The sequence below is a fragment of the Streptomyces sp. CRCS-T-1 genome (assembly GCF_024442335.1).
In the GTDB taxonomy this organism is placed as follows: Bacteria; Actinomycetota; Actinomycetes; order Streptomycetales; family Streptomycetaceae; genus Streptomyces; species Streptomyces koelreuteriae.
The window spans coordinates 2,430,230-2,449,674 of sequence record NZ_CP101651.1; the positions used below are offsets into that span (position 1 = coordinate 2,430,230).

The following is a 19,445-nucleotide window of genomic DNA, read 5'->3' on the forward strand; positions in this document are numbered from 1 at the left end:
GCATGCGCCGTGCCACCCCACCGGGCCGTGGGGGTCCGCCCGCGCGGGATGGGGTCACGGCGTGCTGATCGGTCTGGGCATCTCCGTCATCTGTGCCCTCGGCGCGCTGGTCGCGGCCGCGGGAGTCGTCGCCATGGCGTTTCCCGGCCGCCCCGAACCCTGGCTGCCACTGCTGCTGCGCCGGGCGGCGGCGATGTTCGCCTGGGCGGCCGTGTCCGTCTACTCCCTGGGGCTCTTCGCCGTGCTGGACTCGGAGTGGGAGTTCGGCGAAGGCGCCTCCTCGGTCCCGGCCCGAGCCTGCCTCGACGACTTCGACCGGGACACGACCGCGGGCCTGTCCCACCACCGCTCCTCGTACCTGCCGTTGCGCTTCGACTGCGTACGCGAGGACGGCACCGTCTACAGCGCCGACTCCTCCTACCTGTGGATGAACTGGGCGAGCATGTCCTGCGCCCTGTCCGCCGCCGGGCTCGGCATCAGCGCGGGCTACGCGACGGAGTTCCGCGCCCGGAGGGCACCGGCGGGGGCATGACTCCCGGGCGTCGGAGAGCCCCCGCCGGTCGGGCTATCCGAAGTGTTCGGCCAGCGCCTTCGGCAGTTCCCCGGTGTGCAGCACGCCGAGCCGTTGGGTGGCCCGGGTCAGGGCCACGTACAGGTCGCTGGTGCCGTAGCGGCCGGGCTCGACGACCAGGACGGAGTCGAACTCCAGGCCCTTGGCCTGGCGCGGGTCGAGGAGGACGACCGTGTGGGTGAGGTCGGGTTCGGCGCCGGCCGTCACGCCGTCCAGCCGGGCCGCGAGGCCGCGGTGGAGGTCGCGCGGGGCGATCACCGCGAGCCGCCCCTCGTCCGGGGTGAGTTCCCCGACCGCCTTGGCGACGGCGCCCGGGAGGTCGTCGGTGGCCCGTGCCCACGGCCGTACGCCCGTGGAGCGGACCGAGCTGGGCGGCTCGAAGTCCGGGTGCTCGGCGCGGACCACGGCCGCCGCGGCGTCCATGATCTCGGCCGGGGTGCGGTAGTTGACGCCCAGCCGGGTGTGCTCCCAGCGGTCCTCGACGTACGGGTCGAGGATGCCCGCCCAGGAGCCGACACCGGCCGCCTCCGCCGTCTGCGCGGGGTCGCCGACCAGGGTCATCGAGCGGGTCGGGCTGCGGCGCATCAGCAGCCGCCAGGCCATCGGCGACAGCTCCTGCGCCTCGTCGACGATGATGTGCCCGAACGCCCAGGTGCGGTCGGCCGCCGCGCGCTCGGCGGCGCTGCGGTGGTCGTCCTCCTCGTGCCGCTCGGCGAACCGCTCGGCGTCGATGACGTCGTGCGCGGACAGCACCTCGCTGCCGTCGGGGTCGCCGTCCTCCTTGTCCTCGAACTCGTAGGTCCGGGAGGCGTACGACACCTCCAGCACGCCCTGCGCGTAGGCGATCTGCTCCTCCCGCTCACGCGCGGCGCGCTCCCGGGCCAGCCGGTCGTCGTCGCCGAGGAGTTCGGCGGCCTCGTCGAGCAGCGGCACGTCCGCGACGCTCCAGCGCCGGGTCACCGGGCGGCGTACGGCCTCGGCGTCCTCGGCGGGCAGGAACTCCTCGGGCGCGGCGAGGAAGTCGGCGACGAGCCGCTCGGGGGTGAGCACCGGCCAGAGCTGGTCGATGGCGGACCAGACGTCGGGGTTGTCGGCGATGTCGTCGCGGATCTGGGTGATGTCGCTGGGGTCGAGCAGGCTGGACCCGTCGAAGGGGTCGGTGCCGATCCGTTCGGCGTACAGGTCCGTGAGCGCGTTGAGGATGTGGCCCTCGAAGTGCTCGCGGGCCGCGTTGTGCGGCAGCTTGGCGGCGCGGGTGCGTTCGCGGGCGACGTTCACCAGGCCGTCGTCGAGCATGAGGATCTCGCGGTCGTGCTCGATGGCGATGACCGGGTCGGGCAGCGCCTGCCGGCTGTGGACGACCTCGGCGAGGACGTCGGCCATGTCCGCCCGGCCCTTGACGGCGGCGGCCTCGGGCGTGTCGGTCGCGGTCGCCTTCACGCCGGGGAACAGCTCGCCGACGGTCGCGAGGAGCACGCCCGTCTCGCCGAGGGAGGGCAGCACCTCGCCGATGTAGCCGAGGAACGCCGGGTTGGGCCCGACGATGAGTACGGCCCGCTTGGCGAGCAGCTCGCGGTGCTCGTACAGCAGATAGGCGGCGCGGTGCAGGGCGACGGCCGTCTTGCCGGTGCCCGGACCGCCCTCCACCACCATGACGCCGCGGTGCGGGGCGCGGATGATGCGGTCCTGGTCGGCCTGGATGGTCTGCACGATGTCGCTCATGCGGCCGGTGCGGGCCGAGTTGAGCGCGGAGAGCAGCACGGCGTCACCCGTCGGGTCCTCGTGGCCGGTGCGGGTCTCGTCGCCGAGGTCCAGGATCTCGTCGTGCAGATGCGTGACCTGCCGGCCGTCGGTCGCGATGTGCCGCCGACGCCTGAGGTCCATCGGGGTGTGGCCGGTGGCCAGGTAGAAGGGGCGGGCGACATCGGCACGCCAGTCGATCAGGACGGGGGTGCGCTCGGCGTCGTCGGTGCGCAGCCCGATCCTGCCGATGTGGTGGGTGACACCCGAGGTGAGGTCGATCCGGCCGAAGCACAGAGAGCCGTCCACCGCGTTCAGCGCGGCGAGCAGCCCGGAGCGCTCGGCGACGAGGATGTCCCGCTCGAGTCTGGCCTGCATGGGCGTGTTGCCCTGCGCGAGCGCGTCCGTGACGGAGGTCTCGGCGTCGCCGCGCAGCGCGTCCACGCGCGCGTACAACCCGTCGATGAATTCCTGTTCCTGTCGCAATTCATCGTCCGGAAATTCGGTGTTTGACAATTCCGCTCCCGCCCGGATATACTGTGCTCACTGAACTTCGCGTGACTTCTTTCGGGTTGAAGTCACGAACAAACAAATATACGCAAGGAAATCCCCCGAGCGCAATTGCTCGGGGGATTTCCTGTTGTCCGGGCGGGTTGCCTAGAGCACGTCGGCCAGCTCCTCCAGCAGCCGCCGCTTGGCCCGCGCCCCCACCATCGACTTCACGGGCTCGCCGCCCCGGAACACCATGAAGGTCGGCATCGACAGCACCTTGTAGGCGTTGGTCGTCTCCGGGTTGGCGTCCACGTCCAGTTGCACCACCTTCAGCCGGTCGCCCTCCTCGAAGGCGAGGGCCTTCAGCACCGGGGCCATCTGCCGGCACGGCGGGCACCAGTCGGCGGTGAACTCCACGAGCACCGGCAGATCGGCGCCGATCACCTCGGCCTCGAAATCCGCGTCCGTCACGTCTGTCACGCCGGTCGCATCACTTACGCCGCTCACGCCGGTCACATCGCTCACGTCGGTCACCAGGGGTCCCCTCCCAGCTCGCACTGCGGCTCCGGACCGCCCGGAGCCTCCGCCTCGGCGGCCAGCTCGGCCCGCGCCAGCTGCCGCGCGACCGTGTCCCGGACGGTGGTCAGCTCACCGATCAGGGAGTCCAGCTCGCCCAGCTTGCGCCGGTAGACCGCGAGCGACGCCGGGCACGAGTCGCCCTCGGGGTGCCCGGCCCGCAGACACTCCACGAAGGGCCGCGTCTCCTCCAGGTCGAACCCGAAGTCCTGGAGCGTGCGGATCTGCCGGAGCAGCCGCAGATCGCTCTCGTCGTAGCTCCGGTATCCGTTGCCCGTACGCCGCGCGGGCAGCAGCCCCCGCGATTCGTAGTACCGCAGCGTCCGCGTCGTGGTCCCGGCCCGTGCGGCCAGCTCGCCGATTCGCATGCGTACGAACGTATTCCTTGACGCCCGCGTCAAGGCAACAGCGGTTTCCGCTCCACCGGGGAGGTCAGCACGATCGACGTCGTCGTGCGCCCCAGCGCGGAGACGCCCTCCAGGACCTCCTCCAGGTGGACGGTGTCGCGGACGGCGACCTTGAGGATCCAGCAGTCCTCGCCGACCACGTGGTGCACTTCGGTGATCTCGGGCCGCTCGATCAGCTCCAGGGTCCTCGGGTGCTTGAGGTTGTAGCCGCCGTGCGGGTTGACGCGGATGAACGCCTGGATGCCGTAGCCGAGGCGGGCCGGGACGACCTGGGCGCCGTAGCCGCTGATCACGCCCGCGGCCTCCAGTCGCCGTACCCGTTCGGTGACCGCCGCCGGGCTGAGCCGGACCCGGCGGCCCAGCTCGCTGAGCTTGATCCGGCCGTCGGTCTGGAGCAGGTGGAGGATCTGCCGGTCCAGCGCGTCGAAGGCCACCGAGGTTTCGTCGGCGGCGGGGCGCAGATGCCGTGGTTCTTTCGGCGTGGTCGCCTGAACTCCCATGGTTCCCCCTTCAGTACGCGGATGTACGCCAGGAGAATTATGGCCATGGAAAACGCCCGGAACGTACTGGTCATCGGTGGAAACCGCTACTTCGGCAAGCGCCTGATCGCACGGCTGCGGGACGAAGGGCACCGGGTCAGCGTGCTGAACCGGGGGTCCTCCCCGCCGCCGGACGGGGTGGAGCATCTCGTCGCCGACCGGGACGACGAGCACTCGCTGACCGGGGCGCTCGGCTCGCGCGTCTTCGACGTCGTCGTCGACCAGGTCTGCTACACCCCGCGCCAGGCGGCACTCGCCCGCCGCGTCTTCTCCGGCCGTACTCGCCGCTACGTCATGACCTCGACCGTCGAGGTGTACGAGTACGAGGACTCCCCGGCCCTCGTGCGCGAGGAGGCCGTCGACCCGGCCAAGGTCACCGTCGATCTCGAACTGCCCTGGGACGACCCGGTGTTCCTGGAGTCGCACTACGGGGAGGGCAAGCGGCAGGCCGAGGCGGTCCTCGCGGCCGACGGCCCCGCGCTGCCGTACACGGCGGTGCGGGTGGCCCATGTGCTGGGCGGGGACGACGACTTCACCGGACGGCTGGCCCACTACGCGGAGCGGATACGCACCGGCGAGCCGATCGCCGTGCCGGTGGCGAACCGGCCCGCCACCTACATCCACGTCGAGGAGATCGCCCGCTTCCTGGCCTGGGCAACGGGTGAGACATTCACCGGGCCGGTGAACGCCGCCTCCCACGGGACGCTGAGCACCGAGGAGTTGTGCGAGGCGGTGGCCGCGCACGTCCCGGGCGGGCGGGCCGTGTTCCGGCCGGTGGACGTCGGCGAGGTCTCCCCGTTCTCCTTCCGCCGCTCCTACGGCATGGACAACACCCGGGCCGGCCGGCTCGGGTTCGCCTTCGCCGACGCCCGGCAGTGGCTGCCGCGTGCCGTCGCCGAGACGCTCGGAAAGGGCGACTGACATGCGGTACAGAACACTGGGCGGACTGCCGGTGAGCGCGATCGGGCTCGGCGCGATGCCGCTGTCCCTCGAAGGCCGGCCGGACGAGAAGCGCGCCCTGGCCACCGTGCACGCCGCGCTCGACGCGGGCGTGACCCTCCTGGACACGGCCGACTCCTACCATCTGCCGGGCGCGGAGCCCGGCCACAACGAACGCCTGCTGGCGCGGGCCCTCGCCACTTATGGCGGTGACACCTCCGGCGTGCTGGTGGCGACGAAGGGCGGGCGCGGCCGCCCGGCCGACGGCGACTGGACGGTGAACGGCCACCCGCGCCACCTCAAGGCCGCCGCCGAGGCCTCCCGCACGCGCCTTGGCGTGGAGGCGATCGGCCTCTACCAGCTCCACAAGCCGGACCCATCGGTGCCGTTCGAGGAGTCGGTCGGCGCCCTGCGCGAGCTGCTCGACGCGGGCACGATCCGGCTGGCCGGGATCTCCAACGTGGACGCGGACCAGATCCGCCGGGCGCGTGCGATCCTCGGCGACCGGCTGGTGTCGGTGCAGAACCGGTACTCCCCCGCCGTCCGGGACAGCGAGCCGGAGCTGCGGCTGTGCGCGGAACTGGGGCTGGCGTTCCTGCCGTGGAGTCCGCTGGGCGGGCTGTCCCGCAGCTCCCTGGACGGGCCGTCGCGGACGGAGGGAGCGGACCGCTTCGCCGCCTTCCACGCCGTCGCCGCGGAGCGCGGTGTCAGTCCCCAGCGGGTCGGGCTGGCCTGGCTGCTGGCACGCTCCCCGGCCGTCATCCCGATCCCGGGGTCGAGCCGGCCGGAGACGGCCGGGGACTCGGCGGCCGCGGCGGACCTGCTCCTCGGCGAAGAGGAACAGGCCCGCCTGGACGAGGCCGCCGAGCCGGTCACGGTCGACGGGGCCGGCTAGTCGACCAGTTCGGGTGCGCGGGGCTGCGGCGCCGCCTGACCGGCCGGTGCCGTGCCGGAGAGCTTCGCGCCTTCGACGTCGAGGTTCGGAAGCACCCGGTCGAGCCACCGCGGCAGCCACCAGGCCGACTTGCCGAGCAGGGCGAACAGGGCGGGGACGATCGTCATGCGGACCAGGAAGGCGTCGAAGAGCACCGCGGCCGCGAGACCGAAGCCGATCATCTTGACGAAGTCGTTGTCCTCCACGATGAAGCCGGAGAACACGCTGATCATGATGGCGGCGGCCGCGGCGACCACCCGGCCGCCGTAGCGGAAGCCGGTGACGACGGCCTCGGCGGGCCGCGCCCCGTGGACGTAGGCCTCCCGCATCCGGGTCACCAGGAACACCTCGTAGTCCATGGCGAGTCCGAAGACCACACCGATCATGAAGATCGGCATGGTGCTCATGATCGGGCTCGGCTGGTCGACGCCGAAGACGTCGGCGAGCCAGCCCCACTGGAAGACCGCGACGACGGCGCCGAGCGCGGCGGTCACCGAGAGCAGGAAGCCGAGCGCGGCCTTGAGCGGCACGAGGACCGAGCGGAAGACCACCACCAGAAGCAGGAACGCCAAGCCCACGACCAGGGCGAGATAGGGCAGCAGCGCGTCGTCGAGGGTCTCGGAGAAGTCGATGAACATCGCGGTCTGGCCGGTGACCAGGACCTCGGCGCCGGTGTCGGCCCGGAAGCCGTCGGCGAGGGAGCGCAGATGACGTACCAGGTCCTCGGTCGCGGCGTCGGTGGGGCCGGTGGTGGGGACGACGTTCAGGATCGCGGTGTCTCCGGCCTCGTTGGGCGTGGCCGGGGTGACGGTGGCGACGCCGTCCTGCCCGGCGAGGCGGTTGCCGACGGTGTCGGCTGCGGCCTTGGCGTCCGGGCCCTCCACGGTGATCGTCAGCGGCCCGTTGAACCCGGGGCCGAAGGAGCCCGAGAGCAGGTCGTAGGCCTTGCGCTGGGTGGTGTCGGGGGCCATGGTGCCCTCGCCGGGCAGGCCGAGCTCCAGACTGGCGGCGGGTACGGCGACCGCGCCGAGGCCGAGGACGGCCAGGACCAGGACGGCGACGGGGTGGCGCAGGACGTAACCGGCCCAGCGGGAGCCGAGGTTGGGCTTGCGACGGGCGTCCTTCGCGGCGAGCTTGTCGGCCTTGCGCTGACGGCGGGCGCTGAGGGGCTTGCCGGAGAAGCGGTGACGGTCCCGGCGGCGCAGGACCTTGACCGGTGCGAAGCCGAGCAGCGCCGGTACGAAGGTGAGGGCGACCAGGACGGCGATGGCGACGGTTCCGGCGGCGGCCAGGCCCATCTTGGTGAGCATCGGGATGTTCACCACGGCCAGTCCCGCGAGGGCCACGATGACGGTGAGCCCGGCGAAGACGACCGCGGAGCCCGCGGTGCCGACGGCCCTCCCGGCGGCGTCGGCGCGGTCGCGGCCCTCGGTGAGTTCGGCGCGGTAGCGGGAGACGATGAACAGGGCGTAGTCGATGCCGACGGCGAGGCCGAGCATCATCGCAAGGGTGGAGGTGGTGCTGGACAGGCCGAGGGTGGCGCCGAGCGCGGTGATCGCGGAGATGCCGACGCCGACACCGATGAGGGCCGTGAGCAGGGGCATCCCTGCGGCGATCACGGAGCCGAAGGTGAGAAGCAGGACCAGGGCGGAGACCAGGATGCCGATCTTCTCGCCGGTGCCGCTCATGGCGGCGTCGATCTTCACGGCGTCGCCGCCGGCCTCCGCGGTCAGGCCGGCGTCGCGGGCCCGGGCCAGTGCGTCGTCGAGGGCGTCGTGCGCCTTGTCGCCGACCTCGGCGGCGGGGACCTTGTAGGTGGCGATGGCGTAGGCGGTGGAGCCGTCCTCGCTGACCGCCTTCGTCGCGAAGGGGTCGCTCACCGAGGCGACCTGCGGAGACTTCCTCAACTCCGCGACCAGCGTGGCGACATGGGCCTTCTGCGCGGGCTCGGAGATCTTCCCGCCCTCGGGCGCGCGGACCACGACCCGGGCGCCGGCACCGTCGGCGCTCGCGTCGGGGAACTTCTTCTGCAGCAGGTCGAAGGCCTTCTGCGACTCCGTGCCGGGCATCGAGAAGGTGTCCGCGGGCGGCGCCGGTGCGGCGGAGGCGGCGAAGCCCGCACCGAAGAGGACCACCACCCACAGCAACACCATCAGCCATCGGCGCCGGAAGGCGAGACGGCCCAGTTTGTAAAGGAAGGTAGCCACGGCGGGGAACTCCTGTCGGTGGGCGAGGAATGGCACCAGACTCTGGCGCTGAAGTGACGCCACCATGGCACCACTCCGACTCTCCCGCAAGCCCCTTCATGACCATCGCCGCGCGATTGCCCCTTAGCGAGATGAAGAAAGAGCAGCTCAGAGGCGACTTTTACAGAGATGAGCCAAGATGGCTCGCTATGGCGCCACGCCTGTGCCATCATGACGTCATGGACCTCACGCCCTACGTCGACTCCCTGCGGCACGAGCTGGCCGTCGCCGCCGAGGCCGGCGGCAACGACGACGCCCGCGCCCTGGCGGAGCGGCTCACCGGCCCTCTGGAGTCCGCCGCCCGCCTGACCCTGCTCGACGCGCTGTCCGCCGCCATGGGCGAGGTCACGCGGGAGCTGGCGCCGGGCTCGGTCGATGTGCGGCTGCGCGGATCCGACCCGGAGTTCGTGGTGACGGCGCCGCACGCCCCCGAGCCGTTCCGGGAGGCACGGGAGCCGGTCGCGACTCCCCCGGACGCCGACGACGGCACGATGGCGCGGATCAACTTCCGTCTCCCCGCCCACCTCAAGACCCGCACCGAGGAAGCCGCGGCGGCCGAGGGCCTGTCGGTCAACGCCTGGCTGGTGCGGGCCGTGTCCCTCGCCCTCGACACCGGGGCGCGCGCGAGCCCGCCGGGCCTCACCGGCTGGGTCCACTAGGGCCCGGCCTGCCTACCCCCGACGTCACGCACCACCCGCCCTACCTGCCCAAGCCATGAGCCACGAGAAGAACGGGACAGCCATGCCTGCTTTCGACACCCCCGAGCCGATCTCCGTCACCCTCGAACTGGAGGCCGGCACAGCCCGCATCACCGCGGGCAAGCGCACCGACACGGTCGTGGAGGTGCTGCCGCGCAACGGCTCCGACGACAACGACGTACGCGCCGTGCAGCAGACCCAGGTCACCTTCTCGGGCGGCCGCCTCACCATCAAGACACCCAAGAAGCGGTCGCTGTTCGGCAAGCCGGGCGCCATCGAGGTGAGCGTCGGACTGCCCGCCGGATCCGACCTCCGCGGCACCACGGCCATGGGCGGCTTCTTCTGCGAAGGGGGCTTCGGGGACGTCACGCTCAAGACCTCGCTAGGCGACCTCCAGGTCGACGAGGCGGCCGGTGCCGTCCTCAAGACGGACCACGGCGACATCCGTCTGGCGCGCTCGACCGGAGACATCGAGATCACCGGCGCCGGCCGGGTCGAGGTCGGCACGGTGACCGGCACGGCGACCGTCAAGAACAGCAACGGCGCCACCGAGGTCGGCGAGGTCACCGGCGGCCTGAAGACCAACGCGGCCAACGGCGACATCTCCGTCGGCATCGCGCACGGCGACGTCGGCGCCAAGTGCGCCAACGGCCGGATCGAGATCGGCGTCGCCCACGCCGGGGTCGACGCGATGGCCTCCAACGGCCGTATCCGCGTCGGCGACGCCAGCCGCGGCCGCATCGAACTGCGCACCTCCGTCGGTGACCTCGAAGTGGGCATCCACGAGGGCACCGCCGCCTGGCTCGACCTGAACGCCAAGTACGGCACCGTCCGCAACTCGCTCGGCTCCTCGGCCGGCCCCGCGGACTCCGACGAGACAGTCGAAGTGCTCGCCCGTACCTCGGCCGGCGACATCGTCATCCGCCGCGCCTGACCCGGCACACACCCCCGGCTCCGCACCCGCTCCTCACGACGCACGCCCGCCCACCCGCCCGCCGATCGCAGGAGGACCGCATGCCGTACGACCCGCCGGACACCGACACCACCACGGTCGACTCTCCAACGGCCGACACCCCCACAGCCGGCTCCACCACGACCGCCGACAACACCACCGCCGACACCACCACCGAGATCACCACCACCGCCGCCGAAGAGCCACCCACCCTGCCCACCGGCCGCCACACCGGCTGCCCCTTCGACCCGCCCGCCGAACTCACCGCGCTGAGCGACCGGCCGCTGCGCCGCCTGCGCTACGCCGACGGACACACGGGCCACTTGGCCACCGGTCACGCCGCGGCCCGCGCGATCCTGGCCGACCCGCGCTTCAGCTCACGCTACGAACTCCTGCACATGCCGGTACCGGTCCCCGGGATGCCCGCGGAGCTGCCGCCGGCCCCGGTCGGCGACATCACCGGCCTCGACGCCCCCGAGCACACCCGCTACCGGCGTCTGCTCACCGGCAGGTTCACCGTCCGGCGGATGCGTCAACTCACCGAGCGCGTCGAGCGGTTCACCGCCGAGTGCCTGGACGCCATGGAGCAGGCCGGGCCCACGGCCGACCTGGTCGAGGCGCTGGCGCAACCCGTGCCCGCGCTCATGATCTGCGAACTGCTCGGCGTGCCGTACGCCGACCGCGACCGGTTCCAGAGCCAGGTGGCGGTCATCTTCGACCAGGCGGCGGACGCGGAGGCGAGGGGCGGTGCCTACGCGGGGCTGCTCCAGTACCTGAACGAACTGGTCCTCGCCAAGCGCGCCGAACCCACCGACGACCTGCTCAGCGACCTGACCGCCTCCGACCTCACCGACGAGGAGCTGGCCGGCATCGGCGGGCTGCTGCTCGCCGCCGGACTCGACACCACGGCGAACATGCTCGCCCTCGGCACCTTCGCCCTGCTGAGCAACCCCGACCAGCTCGACGCCCTGCGCGCCGACCCCGGCCTCGCCGGTCAGGCCGTGGAGGAACTGCTGCGCTATCTCAGCGTGGCCGACCCGATTCTGCGGGCGGCGCTCGAGGACGTCGAGGTGGAGGGCGAGACGATCAGGGCGGGCGAGACGGTGACCGTGTCCGTGCAGGCCGCCAACCGCGACCCGCTCCGGTTCCCCGACCCCGACCGGCTCGACATCCACCGCAAGGCCACCGGACATCTCTCCTTCGGGCACGGCGCCCACCAGTGCCTGGGCCAGCAGCTCGCCCGCGTCGAGATGGCCGTCGTCTTCCCCGCGCTCCTCGCCCGCTTCCCCACCCTGCGCCTCGCGGTGCCGCCCCAGGAGGTGCCGCTGCGCGAACGCTCCAACATCTACGGCGTGATCAGCCTGCCCGTCACCTGGGACGAGGCGTAGCCCATGAGCGACCGACACGAGCCGCTGCGGATCGAGGTCGACCGCGACCGCTGCGCCGGCGCCGGCATGTGCGCCCTGACGGCCCCCGAGGTCTTCGACCAGGACGACGAGGAGGGCCTGGTGGTGCTCCTGCGCCCCGACCCGCCCCCCGAGCACCGGCCCACCGCCAGGATGGCCGCCGGTCTCTGCCCCGCCGGAGCCATCACCGTCGGGGAAAACGGCGACGCCGAGCGGGCAGGTCCCTAGGGGAGGAGGACCTGTCCGCTCGGCGTTTCACGGACCGGGCGGCTGAGCGACGGGGGGGACGTTCAGCCGCCCGGATTCTCGGGGAGCGCGGCGGCGAGAACCGTCAGGTCTTCGCCAGCTCCTTCTCGCCGCCCTGCTCGGGCACCTCGACGTGCTCATCGGACGGGCCGCCGTGGCCGTCGTCCAGCAGGGTCTTCTCGTCGAAGGGCAGCCGGCCGGCGAGGACCTCGCCCACCCGCTCCTTGTCGATCTCCTTCGTCCAGGTACCGATCAGCACGGTGGCCACGGCGTTGCCCGCGAAGTTGGTCAGGGCGCGGGCCTCGCTCATGAAGCGGTCGATACCGACGATGAGGCCGATGCCGTCCACCAGGGCCGGCTTGTGCGACTGCAGACCACCGGCCAGGGTCGCGAGGCCGGCGCCGGTGACACCGGCGGCGCCCTTGGAGGCGACCAGCAGGAAGAGCAGCAGCGGGATCTGCTCGCCGATGGACATCGGGGTGCCCATGGCGTCGGCGATGAACAGCGAGGCCATGGTCATGTAGATCATGGTGCCGTCGAGGTTGAAGGAGTAGCCGGTCGGGACGGTGATGCCGACCACCGGCTTGCTGACGCCCAGGTGCTCCATCTTCGCGATGAGCCGCGGCAGCGCGGACTCGGAGGAGGAGGTGGACAGGATCAGCAGGAACTCCCGGCCCAGGTACTTGAACAGCGCGAGGATGTTCAGCCCGGAGATCACGCGCAGCAGGGCGCCGAGCACGATGAAGACGAAGAGGAAGCAGGTGACGTAGAAGCCGAGCATCAGCACGGCGAGGCTCTTGAGCGCTTCCAGGCCGGCGGAGCCGGTGACGGCGGCGATGGCGCCGAAGGCACCGATCGGGGCGGCCCACATGACCATGGCGAGGATGCGGAAGACGAGCCGCTGGATGTGCTCGATGCCGCGCAGGATCGGCTGGCCGGCCGAGCCCATGCCCTGGAGGGCGAAGCCGGCGAGCAGGGCGATCAGCAGGGTCTGCAGGACCGACTCGTTGGTGAAGGCGGAGACGATCGTGGTCGGGATGATCCCGAGCAGGAACTCGGTGGTGTCCTTGGCCTCGGCATCGATCTGCGCGTGACCGGCGTCCTTGACCGCGTCGGTCACGGCGAGGCCGGTGCCCGGGTCCAGGATGTTGCCGACGACCAGGCCGATGCCCAGCGCGACCAGCGACATCACGGTGAAGTAGCCCAGGGCGATACCGCCGACGGCACCGACCTTGGCGGCCTTCCGCACCGAACCGATGCCCAGCACGATCGTGCAGAAGATGATCGGCGAGATCATCATCTTGATCAGGTTGACGAAGCCCGTGCCGATCGGCTTCAGCCCGACAGCGAAGTCCGGTGCGGCCAGACCCACCGCGATACCGGCAGCGACCGCGATGATCACCGCGATGTAGAGATAGTGGGTGCGGTCCCGCTTGGGTTTGCGTGCGGCAGGTGCCGTATCGGCTGCGCTGGTCACGGCGGCCCTCCTTGACGACGTCGTCGGCATCACCGGCGTGCGGCTCACGTCCGGAAAACCGGGAGCGGGGCTCCCGCAGATGCGTTATGGGGAATGCCGTGACTATGTCCTGCTCTGTGAGCGCGGTCACCCTTCCGTTCATTTAGTTCACAATCAGCCACGAGGCAGACTGACGACATGCGCTTCTCCGTCCCCCGACCCCGCAGCCTGGCGGCCCAGCTCTTCGCCATGCAGGCGGTGCTGATCGCGGTCGTCGTGGCCGGATGTGCACTGTTCACCTATGTCAGCGACCGCAGCCAGGCCGAGGAGGCCGCGAAGCGCCAGGCCAAGGCCGTGGCGCGCTCCGTCGCCGACTCCCCGTCGGTGCTGGCTGCGACCCGCGCCTCCGACCCGACCGCGGAGCTCCAGCCGTACGCGCTGAAGGTCATGCGGGACACCGAGGTCGACTTCATCACGATCATGAACCCGCGGGGCATCCGCTGGACGCATCCCGACCCGGACCAGATCGGCCAGACCTTCCAGGGCCACACCGAGCGGGCCCTGAGGGGCGAGACCTTCACCGAGACCTACACCGGCACCCTCGGCCCGTCGGTCCGCGCGGTCACCCCGATCAAGAACGGCAAGCAGATCGTCGGCCTGGTCAGCGCGGGCATACGGGTCGAGGCGATCAGTGAGCGCGTGCAGAGCCAGGTCACGGCCCTGCTGGGCGTCGCCGCCGGGGCGCTGGCCCTGGGCGCCATCGGCACCTATGTGGTCAACGCCCGGCTGCGCCGCCACACCCACGGCATGAACGCGGCCGAGCTCAGCCGGATGCACGACTACCACCAGGCCGCCCTGCACGCCGTACGGGAGGGGCTGCTGATGCTGGACGGGCAGTACCGTGTGGCGTTGATCAACGACGGGGGGCGGGAGCTGCTCGGCGTGGAGGGGGACGTGGTGGGCAGGTCGGTGGCCGAGCTGGGGCTCCCCGCCCCGCTGACGGGCGCGCTGCTGGCGTCGGAGCCGCGGGTGGACGAGGTGCATCTGACGGCGTCGCGGGTCCTGGTCATCAACACCTCCCCGGTGTCGGGCGGCGAGCGGCGCGGTACGGTCGTCACCCTGCGCGATGTCACCGAACTCCAGTCGCTGATGGGCGAGTTGGATTCCGAGCGGGGCTTCACGCAGGCGCTCCGCTCGCAGGCGCACGAGGCGGCGAACCGGCTGCACACGGTCGTCTCGCTGATCGAGCTGGGCCGGGCGGAGGAGGCGGTGGACTTCGCGACGGCCGAGCTGGAGCTGGCGCAGGCCCTGACCGACCAGGTGGTGGCGGCGGTGAGCGAGCCGGTGCTGGCGGCACTGCTGCTGGGCAAGACGGCCCAGGCGAACGAGCGGGGCGTGGAGCTGATGGTGTCGGAGGACAGCAGCCTGGACGACGGTCTGCTGCCCGAGACCCTCCCGGCGCGGGACCTGGTGACGATCCTCGGCAATCTGATCGACAACGCCGTGGACGCGGCGCAGGGCAGCGTGTCGGCGCGGGTGACGGTGGCGGCGTACACCCGGGGCACCGAGGACTGCCCGGAGCTGGTGCTGCGGGTCTCGGACACGGGCCCGGGCGTCGACCCGGAGCACGCCGAGGCGGTCTTCCAGCGGGGCTTCACGACCAAGCCGTCCGGCCCGGGCGGGCGCGGTCTCGGACTGGCGCTCGTACGGCAGGCGGCGCAGCGGCACGAGGGGACGCTGTCGGTGGCGGAGGCCGACGGGGGCGGGGCTCGGTTCGAGGTACGGCTGCCGCTGCGCGAGTCCGGCGCGGTCGCCGCAGGCGTGACATCCGGAGGCCCGGTGTCCGAGGGCTCTGGAGGCCCCGCATGACGAGCGACACGACACACGCGAAATCCATCCGGGTCCTGGTGGTGGAGGACGACCCGGTCGCCGCCGACGCCCATGTCATGTACGTCGGCCGGGTCCCCGGGTTCGTCGCCGTGGGCAAGGCGCACACGGGCGCGGAGGCCCGCCGGGCCCTGGAGCGCACCCCGGTGGACCTCCTCCTGCTCGACCTGCACCTGCCGGACGTGCACGGACTGCACCTCGCCCGGTCTCTCAGAGCGGCCGGCCACCACGCGGACGTGATCGCGGTGACCTCGGCGCGCGATCTGGCCGTCGTACGCGAGGGTGTCTCGCTCGGTGTCGTGCAGTACGTCCTGAAGCCGTTCACCTTCGCGACGCTGCGGGACCGTCTCGTGCGGTACGCCGAGTTCCACGCGGCGGTCGGCGAGGCGAGCGGCCAGGACGAGGTGGACCGGGCCCTGGCGGCCCTGCGCGCCCCCGGCCCGGCCGCGCTGCCCAAAGGTCTGAGCGCGCCGACACTGGAGCGGGTGACGGTGACGTTGCGGGACAGCGCGGAGGGCCTCACCGCCGCGGGTGTCGCGGAGACCGTGGGCATCTCCCGCATCACGGCCCGCCGTTATCTGGAGCACCTGGTGGACGCGGGCCGCGCGGCCCGCCGCCCTCAGTACGGCACGGTGGGGCGCCCGGAGTTGCAGTACCGCTGGGTCACGGGTCAATGACGGTTGACCGTACGCCGGTCAATCCACCGCACACGCATTGACCTGACTAGACCACTCAACTTAGGTTCACGACGCAGCCGTCCAGGCCACAAAGAAGTGCGCCCGCAGGAGGTCGTGCCCGTGCGCCCCACCGCCGCTCTCACCCCCCTCGTCGCCCTGGCCCTCGCCGCGTCCGCCCTCACCGCCTGCGGCGGGGGCTCCGGCAGCGACCCGGACACCGTGAAGATCTCCTTCAAACAGTCCACGGACAACTCCATCAAGGTGATGGACACGTATCTCGCGGACATCAAGAAGCAGTTCGAGAAGGCCCACCCGGGCAAGAAGGTCGAGCTCGTCCCGATCAAGGCCCCGGACTCGGAGTACTACACCAAGCTCCAGCAGATGCTCCGCTCCCCCAAGACCGCCCCCGACCTGGTCTACGAGGACACGTTCCTCATCAACTCGGACATCACCAGCGGCTATCTCAAGCCCCTCGACCCCTACCTCGCCAAGTGGCCGGACTGGGACAAGTTCATCGACACGGCGAAGACGGCGGCCAAGGGCGAGGACGGCAAGACGTACGGCGTCCCCGACGGCACCGACACCCGCGGCCTCTGGTTCGACAAGGACATCTTCAAGAAGGCGGGCCTGCCCGCCGACTGGCAGCCGAAGACCTGGAACGACATCCTCACGGCCGCCCGCACCATCAAACGCAAAGCCCCCGACACCATCCCCCTCAACATCTACACGGGGAAGCCGGTCGGCGAGGCGGCCACCATGCAGACGTTCGAAATGCTGCTCTACGGCACCAACGACGGCACCACGGACCCCCTCTACGACAAGTCGGGCAAGAAGTGGATCGCCGGCGGCCAGGGCTTCAAGGACGCGCTCTCCTTCGTCGAGACGGTCTACAAGGAGAAGCTCGGCCCGGACGTCTCCGACGCGCTCGACCCGAACGTCATGACCCGGGTCCGCGGCGAGTGGCTCCCGCAGGGCAAGCTCGGCATCGCCCTCGACGGCTCCTGGCTGCCGCAGGACTGGCTGCCCGGCAGCGGCCACGAGTGGCCCGAGTGGTCGGAAGAACTGGGCCTGGCCGCCATGCCGACCCAGAACGGCCAGGCGCCCGGCAAGGTGAGCATGTCCGGCGGCTGGACCTGGTCGATCCCCGCCAAGGCGGGCAACCCGGACCTGGCGTTCGAGTTCATCACGACGATGCAGACCAAGGCCAACGCGCAGAAGTGGTACGTCGCCAACTCCGGCATCGCGGTCCGCGAGGACGTGGCGAAGGACCCCGCGTACGCCACCGCCCAGCCCGGCACCGAGTTCTTCACGGACCTCGTGGCCAACACCCACTACCGCCCCGCCTACCCGGCCTACCCCAAGGTCTCGGTGGCGATCCAGGAGGCGATGGAAGGCGTCACCACGGGCGACACATCGGTGGACGAGGCGGCGAGCGGCTACACGGACGCGCTGAAGGACGCGACGGACAACCAGGTGGTCGAACGGTGAGCGGAGCCCGATGACCACCACCGCACCGCACCCCCAACCCACCAAGTCTCTCAGGGACACCCGCCCGGCGCGCGGCCCCCGCGGGCCGCTGCGCGTCCTGCCCCTGACCCCGGCGATCGTCCTCCTGCTCCTCTTCCTGGCCGGCCCGATCGCCTACTGCGTCTACATCGCCTTCACCGACCTCCAGCTCACCGGCCAGGCCCAGGAGACGTTCGTCGGCCTCGACAACTTCACCCGGGCCTTCGGGGACGAGGCGTTCCTGAACGCCGTATGGCTGACGCTGGTGTTCACGGTCCTCTCCTCCCTCATCGGACAGAACACACTCGGCCTGGCCCTGGCGGCACTGATGCAGCGCGCGTCGAAACCGGTGCGCACGCTCACCGGCGGCATCGTCGTCACGGCCTGGGTCCTGCCGGAGGTCGTGGCGGGCTTCCTCCTCTACGCCTTCTTCCGCCGCGAGGGCACCCTGAACGCCATCCTGGACTGGCTGCATCTGCCCTCCCAGAACTGGCTGTTCACGCTCCCGATCCTGGCGGTGTCCTTCGCGAACGTCTGGCGCGGTACGGCCTTCTCGATGCTGGTCTACTCAGCGGCCCTGAACGAGATCCCCCAGGAGATCACCGAGGCGGCGGAGGTCGACGGCGCGGGCGGCTGGCGCCGCCTCTGGCACATCACACTGCCGATGATCCGCCGCTCCATCGGCACCAACCTGATGCTCAACACCCTCCAGACCCTCTCGGTCTTCGGCCTGATCTGGGTGATGACGAGAGGCGGCCCGGGCGGCAAGAGCCAGACACTCCCGCTCTTCATGTACGAACAGGCCTTCCAGAACAGCCTCATCGGCTACGGCACGGCGGTCGCCCTACTCCTGCTCCTGGTCGGCTCCCTGTTCTCCCTGGTCTACCTGCGCCTGCTCCGCACGGAGGTCTGACCCGCATGCCCCACACCCTCTCCTCCCGCCGCACGACCCGCCGCCTGGCGGCCGACGCGGGCCTCCTGGTCGTCGCCGCGGCCTTCGTCCTCCCCCTGGCCTGGGTGGTCCTGTCCTCCCTCGACCCCCACGCCGGTCTCCGGGTGAAGACCCCCGACGGCCTCACCCTCACCAACTTCGACGCGATCCTGACCCCCGAGATCACCTTCACCCCCCTCCTCAACAGCCTGCTCCTGTGCGGCGGCGCGACCCTGCTGACGGTGGTCTGCGCGGCCCTGGCCGCCTACCCGCTGTCCCGCTTCCGCTCCCGCTTCAACCGCCCGTTCCTGCTGACGATCCTCTTCGCCACCAGCCTGCCCATCACGGCGATCATGGTTCCGGTCTACGCGCTCTTCGTCCAAGTGGACCTGATCGACACCATGCAGGGCACGATCTTCTTCTTCGCCGCGTCCCAACTGCCCTTCGCCATCTGGCTGATGAAGAACTTCATGGACGGCGTCCCCAAGGAACTCGAAGAGGCCGCCTGGACCGACGGAGCGAGCCCCCTCCAGTCCCTCCTCCGCATCGTCCTCCCCCTCATGGGCCCCGGCGTGGCCGTCGTGACGGTCTTCTCCTTCGTCATGATGTGGGGCAACTTCTTCGTCCCCTTCATGCTCCTGCTCACCCCCGACCAGATGCCGGCATCCGTCAGCATCAACGACTTCTTCGGCAACCGGGGCATGGTGGCGTACGGGCAACTGGCCGCGTTCTCGATCATCTACTCGACCCCCGTGATCCTCCTGTACGTCCTGATCTCCCGCCGCCTGGGAGGGGGCTTCGCACTGGGCGGGGCGGTCAAGGGCTGAGGCTGCTTGTGGCTGGACCGGGTGGATTCACGGCCCGGCGTCGGCAGGTACCCGGCGTCGGCGCTGAGGCCGGGTGGGCCCGCAACCCGGCGGAGCGGGGTACCGCTGCGCCCACCCGTGCCGCCCCTAGCGGCACGCATGCCCGCAGCTAGGGCAGCGGCGGCGGCCTGCGGCAGCCAGGGCGGGTGCGGCGCCCGCGGCTGCGGCAGAGGCGGAAGCCCGCGACCGGCGCGGAGAGCCGAAGCCGCGGCGGATGGCGGGAGCCACGACGCTCCCGCACCCGCCGGCTCACGGAAGGGGACGTGTCGGGGGGTGTCCGCCCGCAGCGGTTGGCGCGTCAGCGGACAGTCAGTCGGCGTCCGAGCCCATCGCGCCGTTCCGAGGACGGACACCCCCCGGCGCGGCCCCGACCCAC

General features: G+C 71.2%; 18 protein-coding genes. 12 read left to right on the forward strand and 6 right to left on the reverse strand.

The window, feature by feature from the left end; translation table 11 throughout:
* Positions 1 to 61: 61 nt before the first annotated feature.
* Positions 62 to 532, forward strand: a complete 471-nt coding sequence (locus tag NNW99_RS10585; RefSeq protein ID WP_215118449.1) for a hypothetical protein — start codon at positions 62 to 64, stop codon at positions 530 to 532.
* A gap of 33 nt (positions 533 to 565) precedes the next feature.
* Here NNW99_RS10585 and NNW99_RS10590 read toward each other — a convergent pair whose 3' ends face one another.
* The 4 genes from NNW99_RS10590 to NNW99_RS10605 form a co-directional block, all read right to left on the reverse strand.
* Entirely contained in the window at positions 566 to 2,797 is a 2,232-nt protein-coding gene (locus NNW99_RS10590) for an AAA family ATPase (protein ID WP_251057755.1), read from the reverse strand.
* 171 nt (positions 2,798 to 2,968) lie between these two features.
* On the reverse strand, positions 2,969 to 3,283 hold the full coding sequence (locus NNW99_RS10595) for a co-chaperone YbbN (RefSeq protein WP_215118450.1): 315 nt from the start codon (positions 3,281 to 3,283) through the stop codon (positions 2,969 to 2,971).
* A 50-nt stretch (positions 3,284 to 3,333) separates the two neighbouring features.
* A complete protein-coding gene (locus NNW99_RS10600; protein WP_215118451.1) occupies positions 3,334 to 3,747 on the reverse strand; it encodes a MerR family transcriptional regulator in 414 nt (137 codons plus the stop codon).
* A 29-nt stretch (positions 3,748 to 3,776) separates the two neighbouring features.
* Entirely contained in the window at positions 3,777 to 4,286 is a 510-nt protein-coding gene (locus tag NNW99_RS10605) for an Lrp/AsnC family transcriptional regulator (RefSeq protein WP_251057756.1), read from the reverse strand.
* Between the two features lie 45 nt (positions 4,287 to 4,331).
* Between NNW99_RS10605 and NNW99_RS10610 the strand changes: the two genes are divergently transcribed.
* Together NNW99_RS10610 and NNW99_RS10615 are read left to right on the forward strand one after the other, a co-directional pair.
* Positions 4,332 to 5,246, forward strand: a complete 915-nt coding sequence (locus NNW99_RS10610) for an NAD-dependent epimerase/dehydratase family protein (RefSeq protein ID WP_370869128.1) — start codon at positions 4,332 to 4,334, stop codon at positions 5,244 to 5,246.
* A gap of 1 nt (position 5,247) precedes the next feature.
* A complete protein-coding gene (locus tag NNW99_RS10615) occupies positions 5,248 to 6,159 on the forward strand; it encodes an aldo/keto reductase (RefSeq protein ID WP_215118453.1) in 912 nt (303 codons plus the stop codon).
* On the opposite strand, the gene NNW99_RS10620 is transcribed toward NNW99_RS10615, so the two are convergent.
* The gene (locus tag NNW99_RS10620) at positions 6,156 to 8,405 is read right to left on the reverse strand and encodes an MMPL family transporter (protein ID WP_215118454.1); all 2,250 of its coding nucleotides are present in this window, start codon (positions 8,403 to 8,405) and stop codon (positions 6,156 to 6,158) included. The two genes, NNW99_RS10615 and NNW99_RS10620, sit on opposite strands and share 4 nt — an antisense overlap.
* A gap of 218 nt (positions 8,406 to 8,623) precedes the next feature.
* Here NNW99_RS10620 and NNW99_RS10625 point away from each other — a divergent pair, with 218 nt between their 5' ends.
* From NNW99_RS10625 to NNW99_RS10640, 4 genes are all read left to right on the forward strand, one after another.
* Positions 8,624 to 9,103 carry a hypothetical protein gene (locus NNW99_RS10625; RefSeq protein ID WP_215118455.1) on the forward strand — a complete coding sequence of 160 codons (480 nt, stop codon included), beginning with the start codon at positions 8,624 to 8,626 and terminating at the stop codon, positions 9,101 to 9,103.
* 82 nt (positions 9,104 to 9,185) lie between these two features.
* Entirely contained in the window at positions 9,186 to 10,076 is an 891-nt protein-coding gene (locus NNW99_RS10630; RefSeq protein WP_215118456.1) for a DUF4097 family beta strand repeat-containing protein, read from the forward strand.
* Positions 10,077 to 10,156: 80 nt separating this feature from the next.
* Positions 10,157 to 11,482 (forward strand): cytochrome P450, encoded by a 1,326-nt coding sequence (locus NNW99_RS10635; RefSeq protein ID WP_215118457.1) that lies wholly within the window; start codon positions 10,157 to 10,159, stop codon positions 11,480 to 11,482.
* A 3-nt stretch (positions 11,483 to 11,485) separates the two neighbouring features.
* Complete coding sequence (locus NNW99_RS10640) at positions 11,486 to 11,728, forward strand: ferredoxin (protein WP_215118458.1); 243 nt, start codon at positions 11,486 to 11,488, stop codon at positions 11,726 to 11,728.
* Between the two features lie 103 nt (positions 11,729 to 11,831).
* On the opposite strand, the gene NNW99_RS10645 is transcribed toward NNW99_RS10640, so the two are convergent.
* The gene (locus tag NNW99_RS10645; RefSeq protein ID WP_215118459.1) at positions 11,832 to 13,223 is read right to left on the reverse strand and encodes a cation:dicarboxylate symporter family transporter; all 1,392 of its coding nucleotides are present in this window, start codon (positions 13,221 to 13,223) and stop codon (positions 11,832 to 11,834) included.
* Between the two features lie 177 nt (positions 13,224 to 13,400).
* Here NNW99_RS10645 and NNW99_RS10650 point away from each other — a divergent pair, with 177 nt between their 5' ends.
* The 5 genes from NNW99_RS10650 (at position 13,401) to NNW99_RS10670 (ending at position 19,030) form a co-directional block, all read left to right on the forward strand.
* On the forward strand, positions 13,401 to 15,071 hold the full coding sequence (locus NNW99_RS10650) for a sensor histidine kinase (RefSeq protein ID WP_215118460.1): 1,671 nt from the start codon (positions 13,401 to 13,403) through the stop codon (positions 15,069 to 15,071).
* A complete protein-coding gene (locus NNW99_RS10655; protein WP_215118461.1) occupies positions 15,068 to 15,766 on the forward strand; it encodes a response regulator in 699 nt (232 codons plus the stop codon). Before NNW99_RS10650 ends, NNW99_RS10655 begins: the two co-directional genes overlap by 4 nt.
* Positions 15,767 to 15,880: 114 nt before the next feature.
* Entirely contained in the window at positions 15,881 to 17,254 is a 1,374-nt protein-coding gene (locus NNW99_RS10660; RefSeq protein WP_370869129.1) for an extracellular solute-binding protein, read from the forward strand.
* Positions 17,255 to 17,264: 10 nt separating this feature from the next.
* On the forward strand, positions 17,265 to 18,185 hold the full coding sequence (locus NNW99_RS10665; protein WP_215118463.1) for a carbohydrate ABC transporter permease: 921 nt from the start codon (positions 17,265 to 17,267) through the stop codon (positions 18,183 to 18,185).
* 5 nt (positions 18,186 to 18,190) lie between these two features.
* A complete protein-coding gene (locus NNW99_RS10670) occupies positions 18,191 to 19,030 on the forward strand; it encodes a carbohydrate ABC transporter permease (protein WP_215118464.1) in 840 nt (279 codons plus the stop codon).
* Positions 19,031 to 19,445 lie beyond the last annotated feature (415 nt).

Excerpts from the sequence above, each read along its gene's own strand:
- NNW99_RS10600 (WP_215118451.1), bottom strand. The coding sequence starts at position 3,747 with ATGCGAATCGGCGAGCTGGCCGCACGGGCCGGGACCACGACGCGGACG.
- NNW99_RS10605 (WP_251057756.1), bottom strand. The coding sequence starts at position 4,286 with ATGGGAGTTCAGGCGACCACGCCGAAAGAACCACGGCATCTGCGCCCC.
- NNW99_RS10610 (WP_370869128.1), top strand. The coding sequence starts at position 4,332 with ATGGAAAACGCCCGGAACGTACTGGTCATCGGTGGAAACCGCTACTTC.
- NNW99_RS10615 (WP_215118453.1), top strand. The coding sequence starts at position 5,248 with ATGCGGTACAGAACACTGGGCGGACTGCCGGTGAGCGCGATCGGGCTC.
- NNW99_RS10625 (WP_215118455.1), top strand. The coding sequence starts at position 8,624 with ATGGACCTCACGCCCTACGTCGACTCCCTGCGGCACGAGCTGGCCGTC.
- NNW99_RS10630 (WP_215118456.1), top strand. The coding sequence starts at position 9,186 with ATGCCTGCTTTCGACACCCCCGAGCCGATCTCCGTCACCCTCGAACTG.
- NNW99_RS10635 (WP_215118457.1), top strand. The coding sequence starts at position 10,157 with ATGCCGTACGACCCGCCGGACACCGACACCACCACGGTCGACTCTCCA.
- NNW99_RS10640 (WP_215118458.1), top strand. The coding sequence starts at position 11,486 with ATGAGCGACCGACACGAGCCGCTGCGGATCGAGGTCGACCGCGACCGC.
- NNW99_RS10650 (WP_215118460.1), top strand. The coding sequence starts at position 13,401 with ATGCGCTTCTCCGTCCCCCGACCCCGCAGCCTGGCGGCCCAGCTCTTC.
- NNW99_RS10655 (WP_215118461.1), top strand. The coding sequence starts at position 15,068 with ATGACGAGCGACACGACACACGCGAAATCCATCCGGGTCCTGGTGGTG.
- NNW99_RS10665 (WP_215118463.1), top strand. The coding sequence starts at position 17,265 with ATGACCACCACCGCACCGCACCCCCAACCCACCAAGTCTCTCAGGGAC.
- NNW99_RS10670 (WP_215118464.1), top strand. The coding sequence starts at position 18,191 with ATGCCCCACACCCTCTCCTCCCGCCGCACGACCCGCCGCCTGGCGGCC.